Annotated in this window: 18 protein-coding genes; 7 read left to right on the top strand and 11 right to left on the bottom strand. The window is 48.2% G+C overall.

Annotated elements, in window-relative coordinates:
* Window positions 1–89 precede the first annotated feature (89 nt).
* Together BV910_RS00940 and guaC are read left to right on the top strand one after the other, a co-directional pair.
* Window positions 90–2,150 carry a PAS domain S-box protein gene (locus BV910_RS00940; RefSeq protein ID WP_078146022.1) on the top strand — a complete coding sequence of 687 codons (2,061 nt, stop codon included), beginning with the start codon at window positions 90–92 and terminating at the stop codon, window positions 2,148–2,150.
* Between the two features lie 199 nt (window positions 2,151–2,349).
* Window positions 2,350–3,333: a GMP reductase gene (gene guaC / locus BV910_RS00935; protein ID WP_031424215.1), complete on the top strand. Its 984-nt coding sequence runs from the start codon at window positions 2,350–2,352 to the stop codon at window positions 3,331–3,333.
* Window positions 3,334–3,355: 22 nt separating this feature from the next.
* On the opposite strand, the gene BV910_RS00930 is transcribed toward guaC, so the two are convergent.
* The 5 genes from BV910_RS00930 to BV910_RS00910 all read right to left on the bottom strand — a co-directional run bounded on the left by BV910_RS00930 (window position 3,356) and on the right by BV910_RS00910 (window position 9,688).
* Window positions 3,356–3,790: a GNAT family N-acetyltransferase gene (locus BV910_RS00930; protein WP_078146021.1), complete on the bottom strand. Its 435-nt coding sequence runs from the start codon at window positions 3,788–3,790 to the stop codon at window positions 3,356–3,358.
* Window positions 3,787–4,644 (bottom strand): MBL fold metallo-hydrolase, encoded by an 858-nt coding sequence (locus BV910_RS00925; RefSeq protein ID WP_078146020.1) that lies wholly within the window; start codon window positions 4,642–4,644, stop codon window positions 3,787–3,789. The genes BV910_RS00930 and BV910_RS00925 overlap by 4 nt, the downstream gene beginning before the upstream one ends.
* Window positions 4,632–5,387 carry a P-loop NTPase family protein gene (locus BV910_RS00920; RefSeq protein ID WP_078146019.1) on the bottom strand — a complete coding sequence of 252 codons (756 nt, stop codon included), beginning with the start codon at window positions 5,385–5,387 and terminating at the stop codon, window positions 4,632–4,634. Before BV910_RS00920 ends, BV910_RS00925 begins: the two co-directional genes overlap by 13 nt.
* A gap of 2 nt (window positions 5,388–5,389) precedes the next feature.
* Complete coding sequence (locus tag BV910_RS00915) at window positions 5,390–8,557, bottom strand: EAL domain-containing protein (protein ID WP_078146018.1); 3,168 nt, start codon at window positions 8,555–8,557, stop codon at window positions 5,390–5,392.
* 138 nt (window positions 8,558–8,695) lie between these two features.
* A complete protein-coding gene (locus BV910_RS00910) occupies window positions 8,696–9,688 on the bottom strand; it encodes an LLM class flavin-dependent oxidoreductase (protein ID WP_078146017.1) in 993 nt (330 codons plus the stop codon).
* A 261-nt stretch (window positions 9,689–9,949) separates the two neighbouring features.
* On the opposite strand from BV910_RS00910, the gene BV910_RS00905 reads away from it, so the two are divergent.
* Both BV910_RS00905 and BV910_RS00900 read left to right on the top strand, forming a co-directional pair.
* A complete protein-coding gene (locus BV910_RS00905; RefSeq protein ID WP_078146016.1) occupies window positions 9,950–11,323 on the top strand; it encodes a YjiH family protein in 1,374 nt (457 codons plus the stop codon).
* A 73-nt stretch (window positions 11,324–11,396) separates the two neighbouring features.
* Window positions 11,397–12,047 carry a C39 family peptidase gene (locus tag BV910_RS00900; protein WP_078146015.1) on the top strand — a complete coding sequence of 217 codons (651 nt, stop codon included), beginning with the start codon at window positions 11,397–11,399 and terminating at the stop codon, window positions 12,045–12,047.
* Here the strand turns inward: BV910_RS00900 and BV910_RS00895 are convergent.
* Both BV910_RS00895 and BV910_RS00890 read right to left on the bottom strand, forming a co-directional pair.
* A complete protein-coding gene (locus BV910_RS00895) occupies window positions 12,013–12,264 on the bottom strand; it encodes a hypothetical protein (RefSeq protein ID WP_078146014.1) in 252 nt (83 codons plus the stop codon). The two genes, BV910_RS00900 and BV910_RS00895, sit on opposite strands and share 35 nt — an antisense overlap.
* 6 nt (window positions 12,265–12,270) lie before the next feature.
* Window positions 12,271–12,837, bottom strand: coding sequence for a hypothetical protein (locus BV910_RS00890; protein WP_078146013.1), 567 nt, complete (start codon window positions 12,835–12,837; stop codon window positions 12,271–12,273).
* Window positions 12,838–12,929: 92 nt separating this feature from the next.
* Between BV910_RS00890 and rluF the strand changes: the two genes are divergently transcribed.
* The gene (gene rluF / locus BV910_RS00885; protein WP_015880301.1) at window positions 12,930–13,640 is read left to right on the top strand and encodes a 23S rRNA pseudouridine(2604) synthase RluF; all 711 of its coding nucleotides are present in this window, start codon (window positions 12,930–12,932) and stop codon (window positions 13,638–13,640) included.
* Window positions 13,641–13,668: 28 nt separating this feature from the next.
* Here rluF and BV910_RS00880 read toward each other — a convergent pair whose 3' ends face one another.
* The 4 genes from BV910_RS00880 to BV910_RS00865 all read right to left on the bottom strand — a co-directional run bounded on the left by BV910_RS00880 (window position 13,669) and on the right by BV910_RS00865 (window position 16,234).
* On the bottom strand, window positions 13,669–14,070 hold the full coding sequence (locus tag BV910_RS00880) for a hypothetical protein (protein WP_240499771.1): 402 nt from the start codon (window positions 14,068–14,070) through the stop codon (window positions 13,669–13,671).
* Window positions 14,071–14,138: 68 nt separating this feature from the next.
* Entirely contained in the window at window positions 14,139–14,558 is a 420-nt protein-coding gene (locus BV910_RS00875; RefSeq protein WP_143404740.1) for a hypothetical protein, read from the bottom strand.
* A gap of 192 nt (window positions 14,559–14,750) precedes the next feature.
* A complete protein-coding gene (locus tag BV910_RS00870; protein ID WP_078146010.1) occupies window positions 14,751–15,380 on the bottom strand; it encodes an immunity protein Imm33 domain-containing protein in 630 nt (209 codons plus the stop codon).
* A gap of 104 nt (window positions 15,381–15,484) precedes the next feature.
* Entirely contained in the window at window positions 15,485–16,234 is a 750-nt protein-coding gene (locus BV910_RS00865; RefSeq protein WP_047795764.1) for an SDR family NAD(P)-dependent oxidoreductase, read from the bottom strand.
* A 123-nt stretch (window positions 16,235–16,357) separates the two neighbouring features.
* On the opposite strand from BV910_RS00865, the gene BV910_RS00860 reads away from it, so the two are divergent.
* Together BV910_RS00860 and htpG are read left to right on the top strand one after the other, a co-directional pair.
* Complete coding sequence (locus BV910_RS00860; protein ID WP_078147881.1) at window positions 16,358–16,984, top strand: TetR/AcrR family transcriptional regulator; 627 nt, start codon at window positions 16,358–16,360, stop codon at window positions 16,982–16,984.
* Between the two features lie 301 nt (window positions 16,985–17,285).
* Window positions 17,286–19,154, top strand: a complete 1,869-nt coding sequence (gene htpG / locus BV910_RS00855; RefSeq protein ID WP_078146009.1) for a molecular chaperone HtpG — start codon at window positions 17,286–17,288, stop codon at window positions 19,152–19,154.
* Window positions 19,155–19,156: the final 2 nt, after the last annotated feature.

Here is a 19,156-nt window from a genome sequence, read left to right as displayed (position 1 = left end):
TTTTTTGAAAGTTCACACATTTGGTCGAATGATGCGGTAAGATAAAAATGACGTGTAAAAAATAGAATGAACGAAATGAGGGAGACGAGATGAAAGTTGACCAAACACTTCAATCCAACGCATCGATTTTACTACGGACGTTCGATAAAATTTCAGACTATGTGTTCTTTATGGAAGTCGATGGTTCAGCATATCGCTACGTCTTCGTAAATGAGCCTGGGAAACGGGCCATCAATTGGTCAGATGCGGATGTCGGGAAGACCATCGATGAGTTGGTCCCGATCGAGACCGCTAAACTTATTACGCAGTATTACGATGAAGCGATTCGTACAAAAAAGAGTGTCGTCTATGAAGACTACCGTCTTGCTGACTCCTTTTATACGGATACGGTCGAGGCGGATGATGTATTGACGCTCCCCCTTCATTATTTCGAGTCAGAAGTGACGCCGATTTTCAATGATGAGGGGAACTGTACCCATATCGTCTCCGTCGTTCGTGAAGTGACGGAACGGAAACGTCGCGAACTCGAATTGTCGATCTTAAAAGATCATCACGAGTCGCTACGACGGTATTCTCCACATGGCATCTTTGTACTCGACCATCATTTGAACATCAAATCCGTCAACCCGGCCGTCACGGTCATCACGGGTCATACGGAACAGGATATGCTTCATCAGCCGTTCCTGCACTGGCTTCCCGAGAGTGAGCGGTCTCGGGTCAGGAAAGGGTTACAATTCACGCTGTCTGGGATTCCACACAAGTATTCCATTTATGCTGAACATCAATCCGGGGAACGACTCGACTTAACCGTCCTCAACATTCCAATCGAGGTCGGCGGTAACATTACCGGCCTGTTTGCGATCATCATCGATTTGACGCCAGAGAAAAATGCCGAGCGTGCCACGGTCGAAAGCGAACGTCGTTACCGTCAATTGATTGAAACCATTCCGGAAGGCATCATTGTGCATCAGGAAGGACAGATTATATATGCGAACGCGATGGCACTCGCCACAATCGGAGAAACCTATCTAGAGAATGAATCGATTTTTTCATTCATCGCAGAAGAGTATCATCAGTCCACCCGTCAACGACTTGCCTCTCTCGAACTCGGAGGCCCCGTTCAAGATACGGAAATGGTCATCATGACACCGAGTGGAGACAAGCTCCAGATGGATATCAGTAGCCTTCTCATCGATTATGAGGGTGAAACGGCCGTCTTAACGATTTTGCGTGATGTCACGGAGAAACGTGAAATGGAACAAGCGTTAAGACAGAGTGAGTTACAATATCGATTGATCACAGAAAACATGAGTGACCTCGTCTGTATACTAGAACGGGATGGTACTGTTCGTTATGCTTCCCCTTCTCACCGTACCGTGCTCGGTTTTGCGGCCGGATATTACGAAGGGAAGAATACGCTCGACTATATCCATCCGGACGACATCCAGATCGTCCGGGAGCAGTTGAAAGAAATGAAGGAAGAAGACATCTCCTTGACCCTTGAGTTCCGTCATTTCCATGCTGACCAGCGCTGGATTTGGCTCGAAACGAAAATTCAGGCCATCTATGATGAATCCGGACTTCTCCTACACTATTTGACGGTTAGCCGAGAAATCATGCAGCGTAAAGCACTAGAGAAGCAACTGAAGCATTTGGCGTATCACGACACGCTGACCGACTTACCGAACCGTCGTTTCTTCCTCGCTTACCTCGAGGAAGCGATCGATCGAACCGAATTCGAGCAAGGTGAATTGGCCGTCCTCGCTCTTGATGTTGACCGATTCAAACAAATCAACGATACGTTCGGTCATGATGTGGGCGATGAACTCTTGCGACAACTCGCTCGTCGATTGACATCCGTGCTTCGCAAACAAGATATGATTGCCAGACTTGGCGGTGATGAGTTTGCCGTTCTCATTCGCTTCAACGATTCCTGTGCCCTACATCGGGTTGCAGAGAAAATCATTCAAGCACTACAACGCCCATGGGAAATCGACCAACATACGTTCATTACGACTTCAAGTGTCGGGGGTGCTCGATTTGTAAAAGGGTTGTCGACCAAACAGTTACTAAAACGTGCCGACCTCGCTCTCTATGAAGCCAAAGCAGGTGGACGAAATCAATATGCACTCGCAAAGGACCACCAATAAGTGGTCCTTTTTTCACGTGAAACACCGAAAATAAATCCTAAATCCGAACATTAAACATCAATTTATTTAATTTTATTCATTTTTAAGATAAATTAATTGAATTATCCTTTGACTTTAAACTCTATTCACGTTATATTACCGAATGGGCGAAGTTTTTTATTGTTCAATACGTTAATGTTCGTGAATAGGGGTGCGATATATGGATAAAGTATTTGATTACGAAGATATTCAATTAATTCCTGCAAAATGTATTGTCGACAGTCGTTCGGAATGTGATCCGACCGTCGAGCTTGGTGGCTTCACGTTCCGATTACCAGTCGTTCCGGCTAACATGCAGACGATTATCGATGAAAAGGTCGCATTGATGCTGGCTAAGAACGGATATTTTTACATCATGCATCGCTTCAATCCAGAGACGCGCCTGGCGTTTATCCAAGACATGCATGAGCGTGGTTTGTATGCATCCATCAGTGTCGGCGTGAAGGAAGAAGAGTATGGGTTTATCGAAATGCTCAAATCGACCGGTCATACGCCAGAATTTATTACAATCGATATCGCTCACGGTCATTCGAATGCGGTTATCCGAATGATTCAGCATATCAAACACCATCTTCCTGGATCCTTCGTCATCGCGGGGAACGTCGGGACACCAGAGGCCGTTCGCGAATTAGAGCATGCCGGAGCGGATGCGACGAAGGTTGGAATCGGTCCTGGTAAAGTGTGTATCACGAAAATCAAAACAGGTTTTGGTACCGGGGGCTGGCAATTGGCTGCACTTCGCTGGTGTGCCAAAGCAGCGACGAAACCGATTATCGCGGATGGGGGCATCCGTACTCACGGTGACATCGCCAAATCGATTCGCTTCGGCGCTTCGATGGTCATGATTGGTTCATTGTTCGCCGGACACGATGAATCACCGGGGGAAACGTTCGAGCAAGACGGGAAACAATTGAAAGAGTATTTCGGTTCTGCTTCTGAGTTCCAAAAGGGTGAGCGAAAGAACGTCGAGGGGAAAAAGATGTTTGTCGAACACAAAGGGGCACTACAAGATACATTGACCGAGATGGAGCAAGACCTCCAATCGGCGATTTCTTACGCGGGTGGTGACAGTCTCGAGGCATTGCGCACCGTAGACTACGTCATGGTGAAAAATTCAATCTTCAATGGGGATAAAGTGTATTAAAAAGGCGACCTCGTGTCGCCTTTTATAATTGCTTCATCATCATATAGTAATCCGATCCCGGCGGATAGTCCGGTAGCACACCTATTACCGTGTAACCGAATCGCTCATAAAACGGTTTCGCTTGAAACGAGAACGTCGTCAATTTCACACGCGTCGCACCGAGCGACTTCGCTAACGCCTCCCCTTCTCTAAGCAATTGGCTACCGATGCCCTGACCATGAAAGTCTGCATCGACCCAAAGACGATCCAAATCGAACCATCCCCAATACACACTCCCATATAAGCCGGCGATTACCCGTCCTTCTTGCTCCACTTTCAACTGAATGGTCGGCACGTGCGCCTCGCGAATGTCACGATGGTAAATCGAACGAACGTTGTTATACTCACGTAATTGAGTGGTCAAAAACTGTTGGAACGTCTCGTCTTCCTCGTGAATCCGCGTGATAGTGTAAGTCATCTTCCCACCGTCCCGTTCACAAAAAACGTAATCAACTCGTTCTCTTCCTCGGTGATCTCCCGATTGACGAGTGAAGCATATGACTGCGTGATTTCATCAATATTTCCTGGGAAATCATCCGAAATGGTGGCGATTCGTCTTAATGCAAGGCAATCTTCTGCGAAGGATTCACGACTCACCATCTCACCGTGTGACCAGACAATCTGTTTAGCATCAAACGATTCCAATACATTCAACAACCGCAGGGTTTCTTCCGGAGTCATTCTCCATGTGGGAGAATAGATGTCTGCGTATAACGCGTCTCCTAAAAATAATACCTGTTCTTCTACGATGTAAAGGACAACCGCATCTTTTGCGTGGTCTCCTCCGACATGTCGTAACACGACGTGAACGCCACCGAGGTCGAGTGTCAGCGATTCTTGAAACGTCAGCGTAGGTAATACGATTTTGATATCGCGCGCGTCTCCATATTCTTCACGGATTGCTTCCGCGCAAAATGCGATTTCAATCCCTTCCGCCACCCGCTCATCGAGAGAGACATCATCCCAAGCATATGGGACAAGTTTTTCCATCCCCTGTTTGGTCGCTTCACTCGCAATGGAAACCATACCTTCAAGTGCAGGTAAACCAAAGATATGATCCCAATGCCAATGGGTCAACGCAACCATCGACGGCGTGCGGAGGCCTTGTTTCTCTAGCTGTTCTAAAAAAAATGAAGCGTGCGACACGGAATTGCCCGCGTCGATAAGTAGCGTATGCGTATCGCCGACAACGGCACCGAGAATCGGTCGGTCTGTACGGTCGATCGGTGTCATATACCAAAAACGATCCGAATGTTTGATCAAAGTTTGCATGAACGAACAGACTCCTCTTCCAATATATTCGTTAATTCTTCGAATGAACGTCTCTCATCGTTTTGAATCTGAACATGGCGAAGCGGGAGTCGTTCAAGTAGTTCGAGTTCACGACGCTGACGTTCCACTAAAATCTCAATCGTCCCGACTATCCCTTCACGACTATGGTTCACGCCATAGGCACCGCTCGTATAATACTCGACAAAGCCGCCTTGCCATCCCATCGGTCGTTCATCATATACGATTGGAAAAATGCGTGCGACGTCATTCAACGCCAAATAAACGACCATCGGATCAATCGGTTTTAGGATGTCCACGACTTCTTGAACGTATGCTTCCATATCCGCTAACGGAACGTCTTGAGAAACCATTCCAATCGTGAAAGGATTTTGGAGCAACGCACATTCAAAGATGACGTCCTGTTCTTCCCGCTCTACCTTTTGAACATACCGCCGCCAGCGTTCGCACATGATTCGTGTGTGAAGAGCGAAAGGCAACTCGTAGACGTCCGTTCCGGCAAGTTCTTCACCATCATCATAACGGACGAGCCATCCCCCCTCGATTTCATCAAGAATACGACCGGTTGATGGTTTCTCCTCGACCCAATAGACATCATGCACATCTACCGGGTGTGACGCATCCACCTCCGAATAGAACTTACCATTTTGTTTATCTTGTAGCCTCTCGGCAAACGTAGATTTCCCGCTTCCCGGTAATCCTTCAATCAACCATAATTTCCCCATCCTCAAATCCCCTTATCCGAATATCCATCATACTGAAACCACTGGTCTCCTCCATTGCTCTTTGCAATATACATCGCTGCATCTGCTTTTTGAAGAACCGAATCGACGGTGTCGGTCGACTGGACCAGGGTGACGCCAACACTTGCTGTAAGATGAATGACTTCACCATTCGACGCGTGTATTCCCTGGGAAATAACTTCATTAATCTGCTCAACCCCACTTAGTGAACCCGTTTGCACCAAAACAAATTCATCGTCTGAGAAACGGTAGACTTGACCCCCAACACGCTGGACGAATTCATTTAATCGTTGTGCGATTTCAATTAACACTTCATCCCCTATCATGTGCCCATACTGATCGTTGATTCTTGTAAAATCGTCTAAATTGACGAGTATCAATGTAATCGATGGCGTCCGGTGCATATTTTTGTATAAATCGGTCGTGAGCGTATGACGATTATACAGTTTGGTCAGCTGATCTTGTTTTGCGATTCGAATCATCTCGCGTTGTTTCCGTTCCTTTCGAATCCCGTTCTCCATCCATCGTGCAAGCAATCGTACCGTCCCTGTCAACTCTTGCAACGTTTCCTCGTCGAGATGATCATTCAAGTTGCCTTGCTCCGAGAGAAGAACGACCCAGCCAAACACTTGATGCGCATGCGTCAAAGGAAAACTGACTAGCCTCGTGAATTCGATACCGTCTACAATCAGATCACCTTCCTGAAGCGTTTGCGCGCCGACCGTTGTCAATTGATGCAGGGAATGCAGTTCTTCTTCCCCCCAAGTCAAACGAGAGACCCCATGCTCTACTAGAAGACGATGCGAAGGCTCAATCGAGAAGATGACCCCGTGGGAGTAACCGACCCATTCCAATAAAATTTCTTGAACCCGGGCCAATTGATCTTGGAACGGTACACGCAATGCCGTCGCTTCATACAATGCTTCGATTGATTGTTGTCGCGTGATTTGTCTTCTCGAGACTTCCGTGTGCTCGATCTCTGTCATGACCCAATGCGTAAACGATTCGAGCGCCTTCAAGTTTTCTTCTGAGAACGTTCTCGCCTGCCCATCCACTACGCAAAGTGTGCCGATGACGTGACCTTGCTTCGTCCGCAACGGTACACCTGCATAAAATCCGATTCGGTCAATCCAAGGACTGTCACTTTCAATCGCTGCTGCCGCAACATCTTCAATCACCAGCGGAGACTCTGATGTGACAACCCGATTACATAACGTCCATTCCCGTTTGAGGTGAGCGGATTCGAGCTCGATACCGAAACACGATTTGAACCACTGTTGGTCTGTCGTCATGATCGAAATGAATGCGATTGGCATCTGGAAGGTTTGTGCGACCAATCGGGAGATCCGGTCAAATCGTTCCTCTTGTGGCGTATTTAAAATTTCCAATCGTAATATCGCTTTGAGTCGTTGCAATTCACGCTCATCTAAAGAAGGATGCAACAACTGCACAGGCTGCTCGATCTTCGATAACATCATCTGATGGGAATACAAGATTCCGAGCGCCTCTTCTAACTCCGCGAGCGGCATCGGACGACTGAAGAAATACCCTTGAATCTCATCGCAGCCGAGCTGACGTAAGATCCGATATTGTTCTTCAGTCTCCACACCTTCAGCCGTCACCTCTAACTCTAGCTTTTTAGCCAACGAGACAATCAGTTTGACGATTTCATACTCTTTCATGCCGCTCTCCTGATCGAGTTGCGCGACGAACGACCGGTCGATCTTGATTCCATCAATCTCGAACAACTTCAAATAATTCAACGAGGAATAACTGACCCCAAAGTCATCAATCAACAGTCGAAATCCTTGTTGTTTGAGCGATTCGACCGTTTTGATCGCCGCTACCGGTTCATGCATCAACGTGTGCTCGGTCACCTCAAACTCAAATTGTTCTGGCACAAGACCGTACGATGCAATGATCGCAACCAGTTCATTCATATGGTGTTCATGAAATAAATTCGGTGAGACATTCACAGCCACGCGGCGCCCTTCAAACTGCTCAGGTTGTGACGACACATCCTGACATACCCGATTCATGACGAATCGTGTCACGTCTTCGATCAAGAGTGACTGTTCAGCCACACGAATGAACGTTTCAGGTGAAATGAATCCGAGAACAGGACTCTCCCAGCGAATGAGTGCCTCAAAATGAATCGCACCGTCCATCGACACTTTCGGTTGATACACCATGTATAACTCATCTAGCTTCAACGCTTTGACCAGTTCCGTTTCGATCATCATCTCATCGATGTAACGCTGCACGTACTCATCGTGTTCATATAAACGAATCGTTTGATTTCCCGTCTGACGCGCTTCCAACAGAGCCGTGGAGGCGTTCATGATGACACGGTCGGCATCCGCTGTACCGGCACCAATCCCGATACAACTCGATAACGGGAATTCGGCCTCCGCCACTTGATACGAATGATCTGCAATCACGTCAAGCAAATGCTCGGCGTACATGTATGCCAACCGGATTGGAGTGTGAGGTAACACCGCGATAAAGTCTTCACCGTCTACTCGACCGATAATTGAACCTTTCGGAAGCGTATTCGCCAATTGACGTGTGATGTCTTTAATCAACTGATTCGAGCGCTCCACACCTTGAAGCGACATCATCATCTTGAAACGGTTGATGTGAAGGCGCATGACGCTCGTCTCTTCGGTGTCATGTTGCTCGAACAACTGGTCGAGCTCCAATTTGACTTTCATCAGATTTGGCATACCGGTCAAATAGTCCATATGCTCGATACTCTTTAACAACTTGATCTCCGCCTCCTCGGATAAATCAGTTGTCAAACCGAGTACATAACGAACGAATCCATCCTCATCTTCAATCGGTACAAGCATAGAAGAAGCGAATCGGGCCGTATTGGAGTCGATGTTCATTTGCGACATGAAGTAGACCGGCTCCCCTGTCTCAACGACCGCATCATAATGTTCAATCAATTCCTCGACCACTTCCGAGCGATACATCTCATGTAAATACCGCCCTTCTACATCACTTGGAAGCGAAGAGGCCACCTTCCCCTGTTCGCTCACATTTACGTAACGATAGCCTGCTTCTGTCACTTCCATTAGAAATACCATTCGATACAAGCGTGTGAACAGCTCGAATAGATAATATGGGTCGCCTTTCATCCGTTGCATCGTATCCCTCCACCCGTTCCTTTTTCTTATAGTGTAGTTGGTTTCGCTCAAACTATGGAGAAAACCTTTGAAAAAATGGGGAAACGTTTTTCTCTTATAAAAAAACACCCTCTCGTACTTGAGAAGGTGCTCTCCGGATTAAAGCAATTCATTCGCCAAGAGACGATAGACGTTCAGGCGATCTTCCTGCTTATGCTGGATGCTACAAATCATCGCCTCATCGAAACCGTAACGTTCCGATTCATCCCGTAACTGTTCCGCAATTTGTTTCGGCGTTCCTACGAGGTGGATGGCTCGGTTGTTGGCGATATGGATTTTATCGACCTCCGTGAGCGGATAGTCGTGGGCCGCTTCCGGACTCAACAGCTGTCTCAATTGACCACGCATCAAGAAGAGACGCGACAAATCAGAAGGTCGGGCCAAATATTCTGCCTCTTCTTCCGTCTCTGCCGTCGTGACCAAATACGTGACACTGATGTCCGGTTTCTCCATGAAATCAGACGGCGTGAAATGGTGACGGTATGTGTCGAGCGTATCGGCACTCAATTGTCCGTTAAAGAACTGGGCAAACGAATAGCCCAGCCCCATCCGTCCGGCCTGCACGGCGCTGTTCCCACTCGAACCGAGTAACCACGCTTCTGGAAGGCTGACACCAGTCGGAGCAGCCGGTGTATTTTTATACCATCGTTCGTCCGGGGCTTCATCTTTAATCAATTGAAGCGTCGTATCGAGTTTCTCGTAAAGTCCATCCATCATCGGTTTCTGCCCTTGTGACATCGCATAGATCGCGTTCGCATCACCGCCTGGCGCACGTCCGACACCAAAGTCGATCCGTCCTGGAGCGAGCGCGCTGAGCGTCTTGAATACCTCTGCCATCTTGAGTGGCGAGTAGTGCATCATCATGATGCCTCCGGACCCGAGACGAATCTTGTTCGTCTTCGCTGCCAGATAAGCCGTGATGACCTCTGGAGCCGAGCTGGCAAACGACATGCCACCATGATGCTCCGCCATCCACATACGGTAATATCCTAACTCTTCTGCAACTTGTGCGAGCTCGACCGCGCTGTTAAGCGCATGTTCTCCTGTATGACCCGACGTGACCGGCGCCTGGTCTAACACACTCAATCTCATCATGCATTCTCCTATCTCTATAATGAAGTTTCTAAATATCTTGAATTTGTTGGACTCGCCGTCATCATACTAAATGGTTTGATTGAATACGAATGTTTTGCCTAGTATTTAACCTTGTATTTTTCAGAAAATTTCCGCATGTTGTTGATAGCACCTGGTCATATTTTTTATACTAAGAAAGAAATACGTTTCAATAACGGCTGGATGTGTAATGGGGATACATAGACAGCACAAACACTTCGGGGAAATGGGGAATGCATCATGAATGGTTCATCAACACCAGACGGAAAGAAACCTTCTTTTTCGAGTCGAGACTTCTTTAAGTTCTTGATTCCATCACTCATCGGGATCATGTTTTTCATCGTACCAATCTCATCAGAGGAAGGCTTCACGATTCCAGTCGCCTTCTTATCCAATCTGCTGATTGACTGGATTGGGGATTTCGTCCCGACACTCGCCGTCATCATGATGGGGATTTCGATTGTCGGCTCATTATTACTTTTTACGGCACGTCCTGCTTTTATGATGGAGCGACCATCCATCAACGCACTGTTTAGCGTGACACCGTTTTGGTTCGTCATGCGCGTGATCGGTTTCATCGCCGGGGTCATGACGCTACTCACACTCGGACCAGAGATGATCACGTCAGAATTTACAGGGGGCTTATTGCTCTTTGATTTGATTCCAATCTTATTTGCGACATTCTTCTTTGCCGGTATGTTGTTACCGCTCTTATTGAACTTTGGACTTCTCGAGTTCGTCGGGACGTTTTTGATGAAGATCATGCGTCCGCTCTTCCGCTTGCCAGGACGCGCCTCACTTGACTCGCTCGCCTCATGGGTCGGGGATGCGACGATCGGGATTCTACTGACGACAAAACAGTACGAGGAAGGCTATTACACGAAACGGGAAGCGTCGATCATTGCGACGACATTCTCCGTCGTCTCCATCACCTTCACCATCGTCGTCTTACAGTATGTCGAACTCGACCAATACTTCTTGCCTTACTACGGGGCCATCGTCTTATCCGGACTAGTCGCCGCTCTCATCATGCCACGGATTTATCCATTATCTAAAAAGGCAGACACGGCTTATGAGAAGACGGAGCTCAAACCGGAAGAAGAAGTACCCGCGAACGTGTCACTCGGTAAGTGGGCGTTAATTCAGGCGTTACAAAAGTCACGTTCGAGTAAAAGTTTCCTAGAGACGCTCAAAGACGGCTTCAAGAACGTGCTCGATATGTGGATCGGCGTCCTCCCTGTCGTCATGGCAGTCGGGACGATTGCGGTCATCATCGCAGAATATACGCCGTTCTTCACTATCCTCGGAAAGCCGTTCGAACCGATTTTGATGCTCCTTCAAGTGCCTGAGGCATCGGAAGCCGCTCAAACGATGGTCGTTGGTTTCGCCGACATGTTTTTGCCGGCCGTTCTCGGAAGCGGCATCGAGAGTGAATTGACGCGTTTTGTCATCGCTACGTTGTCGGTTACCCAGCTCATCTATATGTCAGAAGTCGGGGGCTTGTTGCTCGGTTCAAAACTACCGATCTCATTCCTCGACCTCGTCTTGATTTTCTTGTTACGTACCTTCATCACCCTTCCGATCATCGTCGGCATCGCACATCTTGTGTTTTAACGAAAACGACGCCCTTTCTCTTTTATGAGATGGGGCGTCCTTTGTATACTAAAAGAAAAGGAGGGAGACCGAGATGGAGCACCCATTTGCAGGACAACTCGAGGTTGCGAACAACGGCTATGCCGGGATCATCGACCCGGAAGCTTATGTGAACGATCGTTATCACGGACGCTGGACATTAAAGCGCTCTGTACAGATTGAAGGCGTGCCCGTCTTGCTCCAACGTCAGTTCGAGAACGGCAAGAACAACTGTACGTTGACGTCGATCACCGCCATCTTCCGTTTCTATCGAGATCATGGGTATGCGAACATCCCAGATGATGTGACACAGATCCAAGAAGATGTGCGCGAGATCGCCTTCAGGCACCATTTCAAAGACGAGAAAGGGACACCGCCGACACAAATCGCCACCATCATCACGAAACTGTGGAAGCGATACGGGTACGACGGTCGAGGCAGTTCCCGCTATCTTTGGAAATGGTCGACGTTTGAGCGTGAGCTGAAAGCAGGACGCCCGTTTGTGCTGAATATGGCGAACGGCTTTTATAAAAATCATTCCGTCACGGGAGTCGGCTACTTACAGTTTGAAAAACGGGGGGTCCCGGACGTCATCTTGTTAGCCGTGCTCGATAATCGTTCGAAGGACGTGCGCTACATCGACTTCAACGAATTCAACTTTTGGGGAAGCATCACACGCGTCCATCCGCCAGCCACTCGTCCATAATCGTGTCAATCGCTTCTCCGATTTTTAAAAGGTGCTCGCGCTTCGCGTATGACCCGTAATGTAGCCCGTTTGAATCACGGCCATTCCCGAGCCCAACGAACACTTCTGAAGGCTTCATATGGAGGCCGATCATCGGGATACCTGAATCATGGCGTCCGATTTCATAGGTGACGGCGGGATATGCAGACAGTCTTCCGATTGTTGAAAAACCGTTCAAGGCACGTCAGTTATCCCGTCCGAGCACGATGATACGGATTGGTTTGATGTACGCAATCGTCCGCTCCAACAGTTCGATTGAGGTCGGATGTTCCATCCAGTGGCGCCCGGTCCTCATCTTCCCCATCTGTTCATATGTCGCAAACTTGAAAAAATCAACGTGGATGACAGCTGCAGGATGATCATAGAACGAACGCCCCATCCCGTTGAGGAGTGCCTCGAGTTTGGCGCCATGCGGTTTCCCGAACCAGTTCGTCGTCGCGCGCCCCGACTCGAAATAGACCGATGCCCGTTCGAGCGTTTGTTGCAGCGCCTCTTCATTTCCGAGGTAATCGTCAAACGAAAGTGTGTCCCGCCAATAGAACTTTTGGTGTTGCCCCGTTCTCAATGTCCCGTCACGATGTAAAAACTCGCCGCGAGACGGATTCGTCCCGATGGTCAGCCATTGATTCGGACCAGGTCGCCCGTACCAAAGGACAGGTGATGCCTCTGGAATCAATTCTTTCCCGAACGTTGTATCGCACAGTGCTTGTTGAAATCGGATCGCATCTTGTAACAGTCGTACTGCCTCCATGTCATCCCTCCTCTCCCGTTCGTTTCCCGCTTTCGAGAGTCTATAAAATGCGTTATAGTGAGAGGACGAAGCCAAACAAAGGACGTGTACACATGCGCATCAATAAATTCATCAGTGAATCAGGCAAGGCGTCCCGTCGCCAAGCCGACCGTCTCGTCGAAGAGGGACGCGTCACCATCAATGGGAAGAAAGCAAAAATCGGCGACCAGGTCAAACCGGGCGATGAAGTCCTCGTCAACGGTTCTGTCGCACGGGTTGCCCGAAACAACGTCTACATCGCCGTCCATAAGCCGGTCGGGATCACGAGTACGACAGAGAAAAAAGTAAAAGGGAACTTGGTCGACATGGTCAACCACCCGCTCCGCATCTTTAACATCGGTCGTCTCGATAAAGACTCAGAAGGTCTCATCCTCATGACGAACGACGGCGATATCGTCAACGAGATTCTTCGTGCCGAAGGCGAGCATGAGAAAGAATACATCGTCTCGGTCGATAAGCCAATCACACCGGAGTTCGTCGAACAGATGGAAGCCGGCGTCAAAATCCTCGGACAGAAGACGCTACCGTGTAAAGTCCGTCCGCTCTCGAAGTTCGATTTCAATATCACGCTCACGCAAGGACTCAACCGTCAAATCCGTCGGATGTGTGAGGCGCTCGGATACGAAGTGTTCCGCCTCCAACGTGTACGCGTCATGAACATCACGCTCGGAAAACTCCCGCCTGGACAATGGCGCGACCTTTCGAAAAAAGAGCGCGAGCAGTTGTTCCGCGAATTGAATTACGAACCGAAAGAATGGTACTAAAAAGCAGCCTGAGTCGTCTCAGGCTGCTTTATTCTGGTCGAAGTGATGAGACATGGTCGGTCTCACGACGAATGAATCGTTTGACTTGAGTGCTCAAGTCATCGAGCTGGACCATTGTCGTTCTGAACTTGAAGGTCGCATGGAAGTGGTCGAACGAATCGTGTGGCCACTCGTCATGGATGAAGACGTCGACTTGAATCGTCCCTGTCCGATCAATCAATGAGAACGTGAGGCTGATTTTTTGGTCATCCGCATCCGGGTCCAACAACTCCCAAGTCACGGGATTCTTTCCCCATATGTTATTGAATCCATCGATTGAGTCAATCAGTTCTTGCAATGTCTCGTCCTGTATATATACATCTTGATTGCTCGAACAGACGGATGCATGGAGCTGTAGCCTAACCTGATAAAACAGCTCAGTCTCATCCATCCAAATCCGTTCCATCTCGAATTAAGTTTTCACTTTTCGTACCCGCCTTTTCGTTTTAATCTGACCACTTACTCTGGGCGAAGCGATTCGACCGAATTGGTTTCGCGTGCCAAGAATGCCGACAGTTGTCGCTGCAAATCATCCATCTGTCCCATTGTCGTCTCAAACGAGAAGGTTGCGCTCATGTCTCCGCCATCACCTTTACTTTGCTCGATTGCGGCGCTGACTTGAACAACCCCTCTTGCATTCGCAAGCGCGAACGTCAAGGAGAGACGGACGAGTGGAAGGTTGAGTATCCACATCTCCGGAGACTTCCCATTCCGTTCATTGAACGCTCGTAACGAAGAGATAACGGCGTTGATATCGGATGCTGTGACATACTCGTTCACGGTAACCTCGCACCACTTTCCTTTTAGCGTCATCATCACTTCGATTGCGAAATCGTCTTCCCATATTCGCGTCATTTTGAACTGTTCAATCATCCTCATCCCACGCTTCATTGAATTGATTCAATTTCTGATAAAGGTCCTCAAGACTTCCCTCATCTAAACAAATGAACTATTTACTGGTACAGGTAGAAGATCGAAGTTGAAGTTGGACTTGCTAAAACAACTCCGTTTTATCCATCCATACTCTTACCCATCTAAAATTAGATTTCCATTCCTAAGTTACAGTTTTTGTTAGCCATTCAAATACCCATCCCAGTCGAAATCTTCAATTTCCTGAAACGTCCCATCCTCGTTACGTTCATACACACAAAGTGGTGGCTGGTTAACTAACGTTAGAATAGAGTCATCGATATTCAAGATGACACCGATTGACACGATGTGAAAATGATCTGCATCATTTAAGTAAGCATCATCTTCATATCCGCTCAAAAAGGACCAACCTGAATCCCCTTCCTCATGTGGCTCATCTCGCAACATAAAATGAAATTCTTCACGTTCTAACACATCCGCACTGACCGTCACAAGCGTATCCATATAATAATCCCACTCATCCTCAGCTGGCTCTTCAAGTTCGGTCTGACAAATATGCTCCATCCCGAACGAAAGGACGGTACCTAACGTGATCGGTAAACGATACGGCTCATTATCGAGCACACCTTCAAACTGATTACCGTTGACCGATGTGATTCGGACCCACATCCGTTCTCCCCGATACCCATCAGGCTCAGCAACATCAGTCGCAAAAATCAATTTCACATAGTCATCGACTTTTAATCGGCTCAAGACCGCTGTGCTCGGTATATAAAACGTATAAGGAGCTGCTCGATGCAATGCATGTGCATCATCTAAATACCAGTTCATCTAATCCCTCCTAAATAACGAAACTACCTCCTAGTTAGTATAGACAGTTACGACTCAAGAATACAAAAAAGGATTCAGTTCAGAAGAACTAAATCCACATGGTGTTATTTCGCCGTCACGCCACCGTCTACCGGAAGTTCGATCCCGCTAATATGGTTCGCTTCGTCTGACGCGAGGAATAGGACGGCTGCCGCCACCTCATCCGCTTGTCCGAGATTCGGCAAAGCGATTTGATTCAAGAAGTGCTGCTTATAGTCCGGATGTTCCATATGCGGCGCACTCATCGGTGTCACGATATACCCAGGATGCACCGAGTTGACCCGAATATTTTGCTTCCCGTAATCGACGGCCGCTGCTTTCGTGAGAGAACGGACCGCACCTTTTGAGGCCGTGTATGCCCCGGCACCCGCCATACCGGTCAATGCAGAGATGGAGGAGATGTTGACGATTGATCCTCCGCCATTCTCTGTCATGAGCGGAATCGCATACTGTGTCCCTAACATGACCCCATCGATGTTGATGCGATACGTGCGTGCCCAGTCCTCTTCCGTCTGTTCCAAGAACGGTTTCGCAAGTGCGATTCCAGCGTTATTGACGAGAATATCTAATTTGCCACACGTCGCTTCCACTTCTGCGAATACGTCCTCCCAGCTCGAACGTGAGGTCACGTCATGCTTCACCGCGATGGCTTCCCCACCTTGTGCACGAATCGACTCGACTACATTGTTTACTCCTTGTTCATTGATATCTGTTGCGACGACCGTCGCCCCTTCTTTGGCGAATAGGCGTGCCGTTGACTCTCCCATACCGCTTCCTGCCCCTGTGATGACCGCTACTTTCCCCTGTAAACGCATTGTCCCAGCTCCATTCATTAAATTATGATAGTCTAACTATCATAATCATAATTGGATGTGACATTAATCTCAACGAAACTGCTCGAAGACGATATACTAGGGACAGACAATGAGGTGATGGAATTGAGTAAACGACAACAAAACAAAGAAGAACGAATCCAGCTGATTATCCAAGAGGCAGAACGCTTATTTATAGAGAATGGCTTTGAGAAGGTTCAGATGCAGGACATCGCGGACGCGGCAGGGATTGGGGTGGCGACACTGTTTCGCTACTTCCCGAAGAAAGATCAATTGATCGTCGCGGCAGCCGTCAAGAATCTACAGCCCACACTCGAGAGATTTGAACAGTTCATGCATGGGGAAGGCAGCGCATATGAGCGGCTCGAGGCCATCTTGAACCACTTTTTCGAGATGCAGTTGGAACGGACGAACCATGCCCGTTTCCGAGAGGCGTTCGAGAGCTATGCATCGCTCGTCGCCTCACCTCTTCCTGGAATCGAGACATACATCGACGTTCAACGACAGATCATGCAGACACTCGAACCCTTGATCGAAGATGGGAAACGAGACGGTTCATTCCGCTCGGATATCGATGTGAAGGTGACCGTCGTCACAATCATCAATACGTTCGGGACGTTCGGCAACAACATCATGTTGAAGTCGCACATCAGTTATTTAGAGGACGATATCGAACCGGCCGTACAATTGCATGCTTTAAAAGAGATGTTCCTCACATCCATCCGGGCATAAGAAAAGCCTCCCTTCGTTTGAAGGGAGGCTAGTTGTATACATAAAAATGAGCACCTCTCACTAGAGGTGCTCTCGAAAGTCTACCGCGACGGACCACGCTCCACAACGTGCTCCTCAAGGGAATGTCCGCCGTCTTACATAGACCAGCTCATCGCATGTACTCAACTATATGCGAAACCTACGTCCTCGTCAATCTTTTCTTCAATCTCGGTTGACATCTTCCTAAAAATTAGGATAATCAATAGTGTTAGCACTCTTATTAGCAGAGTGCCAAAATATAGACATCAAAAGGAGAACGATCATGACAAAGAAACAGTTTCAAACGGAATCGAAACGAATTTTAGAGTTGATGGTCCACTCAATTTATACACATAAGGACATCTTCCTGCGTGAGCTCATCTCGAACGCGAGTGATGCCATCGACAAGATGTATTATCGTGCCCTCTCAGACGAAAGCATCGAGTTCAACAAAGACGATTACTTCATCAAAATTGAACTCGACAAAGAAGCACGGACGATCACGATTCGCGATACAGGGATTGGGATGACAGAAGAAGAACTCGAAACAAACCTCGGAATCATCGCAAAGAGCGGTTCACTCGCCATGAAACAGGCGACGAAGATGGAAGAAGACCATAGCCTCATCGGTCAATTCGGGGTCGGGTTCTATTCCGCGTTCATGGTCGCTGACCGCGTGACCGTGCGGACTCGCTCGATTGACAGTGATCAAGGATACGTATGGGAGTCAGAAGGCACAGACGGCTATTCGATCGAGCCGACAGACAAAGCGGACATCGGTACAGAAATTACGCTCCACTTGAAGGCAGACACAGAAGATGATGTGTATTCGTCATTCCTTGAAGAATACGAGATTCGCTCACTCATCAAGAAGCATTCGGACTTCATCCGTTACCCGATCAAACTCGATGTGACGAAACATCGTCAAAAAGAGGACTCAGAAGAGTATGAGGATTACAAGGAAGAAGAGACCGTCAACAGCATGGTGCCGATTTGGCGGAAGCGTAAGAGCGAGTTGACTGACGAAGATTACAAGGCGTTCTATCACGAGAAACGCTACGGCTTTGATGAGCCACTCAAGCACCTTCACTTGAACGTCGACGGGACGATTCGTTATCAATCAATCCTCTACATCCCGTCAACGGTTCCGTTCGACTATTACACGAAAGAATTCGAGAAAGGGCTCGAGCTCTACTCGAACGGCGTGTTGATCATGGAGAAGTCACCCGACCTCTTGCCGGATTACTTCGGCTTCGTCAAAGGGATGGTCGACTCAGAAGACCTCTCCCTCAACATTTCCCGTGAAATGTTACAGCAGGACCGCCAACTTCGCGTGATTGCGAAGAACGTGAAGTCGAAAATCAAAGGCATGCTTGAGAAGATGCTCCAAAACGAGCGTGAGGACTATGAGAAGTTCTATGAGTCGTTCGGTCGCCAATTGAAGTTCGGCGTGTATGACCAGTTCGGCGCAGCCAAAGACGAACTGAAAGACTTGATTCTTTTCCATTCTTCTTACGAGAAGAAACTTGTATCGCTCAAAGAGTACGTCGAGCGGATGAAAGAAGATCAGAAGTATATCTACTATGCGACAGGCGAATCGATTCATCGCATCGACCTCTTGCCACAAGCAGAACGTTTGAAAGAAGAAGGATACGAGATCCTCTACTTCACAGAAGAGATCGACGAGTTCGCCATCAAGATGCTTCAGTCGTATGAAGACAAAGAATTCAAATCGATCGCGAGCGGCGATCTCGGTCTCGATGACGCGGAAGCGAAATCGCTCAACGAAGACAACCAAGACTTGTTCGCATTCATGAAAGAAGAGCTTGGAGACCGCGTCAAAGAAGTGCGTGCCTCGACACGTCTCAAGTCGCATCCGGTTTGCTTGACGGTTGCGGGTGACGTCTCAATCGAGATGGAGAAGATTTTGAACGCGATGCCAAACGGCGGCGGCATGAAAGCGGAGAAAGTGCTCGAAGTGAATGCCGACCACGCCATCTTCCAGACACTCCAACGTGTGTATAAAGAAGATGAAGCGAAAGCGAAACAATATACAGACCTCTTGTATCAACAAGCCCTCCTTATTGAAGGGTTACCGATTGAAGATCCGGTAGCGTATTCGAATGCGGTGTGTGCGTTGATGGCGGAGTGACG

Source organism: Exiguobacterium sp. HVEsp1, from assembly GCF_002009685.1.
In the GTDB taxonomy this organism is placed as follows: domain Bacteria; phylum Bacillota; class Bacilli; order Exiguobacteriales; family Exiguobacteriaceae; genus Exiguobacterium; species Exiguobacterium profundum.
Note: the sequence above shows the minus strand (reverse complement) of the source record. Positions and strands in the feature narration are given on the sequence as shown.

Coding starts and splice junctions, on each gene's coding strand:
- htpG (WP_078146009.1), top strand. CDS start 17,286: ATGACAAAGAAACAGTTTCAAACGGAATCGAAACGAATTTTAGAGTTG.
- BV910_RS00915 (WP_078146018.1), bottom strand. CDS start 8,557: ATGCAACGGATGAAAGGCGACCCATATTATCTATTCGAGCTGTTCACA.
- BV910_RS00875 (WP_143404740.1), bottom strand. CDS start 14,558: ATGAGGATGATTGAACAGTTCAAAATGACGCGAATATGGGAAGACGAT.
- BV910_RS00925 (WP_078146020.1), bottom strand. CDS start 4,644: ATGCAAACTTTGATCAAACATTCGGATCGTTTTTGGTATATGACACCG.
- BV910_RS00930 (WP_078146021.1), bottom strand. CDS start 3,790: ATGACTTACACTATCACGCGGATTCACGAGGAAGACGAGACGTTCCAA.
- BV910_RS00880 (WP_240499771.1), bottom strand. CDS start 14,070: ATGGATGAGACTGAGCTGTTTTATCAGGTTAGGCTACAGCTCCATGCA.
- guaC (WP_031424215.1), top strand. CDS start 2,350: ATGGATAAAGTATTTGATTACGAAGATATTCAATTAATTCCTGCAAAA.
- BV910_RS00905 (WP_078146016.1), top strand. CDS start 9,950: ATGAATGGTTCATCAACACCAGACGGAAAGAAACCTTCTTTTTCGAGT.
- BV910_RS00890 (WP_078146013.1), bottom strand. CDS start 12,837: ATGGAGGCAGTACGACTGTTACAAGATGCGATCCGATTTCAACAAGCA.
- BV910_RS00865 (WP_047795764.1), bottom strand. CDS start 16,234: ATGCGTTTACAGGGGAAAGTAGCGGTCATCACAGGGGCAGGAAGCGGT.
- BV910_RS00910 (WP_078146017.1), bottom strand. CDS start 9,688: ATGAGATTGAGTGTGTTAGACCAGGCGCCGGTCACGTCGGGTCATACA.
- BV910_RS00900 (WP_078146015.1), top strand. CDS start 11,397: ATGGAGCACCCATTTGCAGGACAACTCGAGGTTGCGAACAACGGCTAT.
- BV910_RS00870 (WP_078146010.1), bottom strand. CDS start 15,380: ATGAACTGGTATTTAGATGATGCACATGCATTGCATCGAGCAGCTCCT.
- BV910_RS00940 (WP_078146022.1), top strand. CDS start 90: ATGAAAGTTGACCAAACACTTCAATCCAACGCATCGATTTTACTACGG.
- BV910_RS00920 (WP_078146019.1), bottom strand. CDS start 5,387: ATGGGGAAATTATGGTTGATTGAAGGATTACCGGGAAGCGGGAAATCT.
- rluF (WP_015880301.1), top strand. CDS start 12,930: ATGCGCATCAATAAATTCATCAGTGAATCAGGCAAGGCGTCCCGTCGC.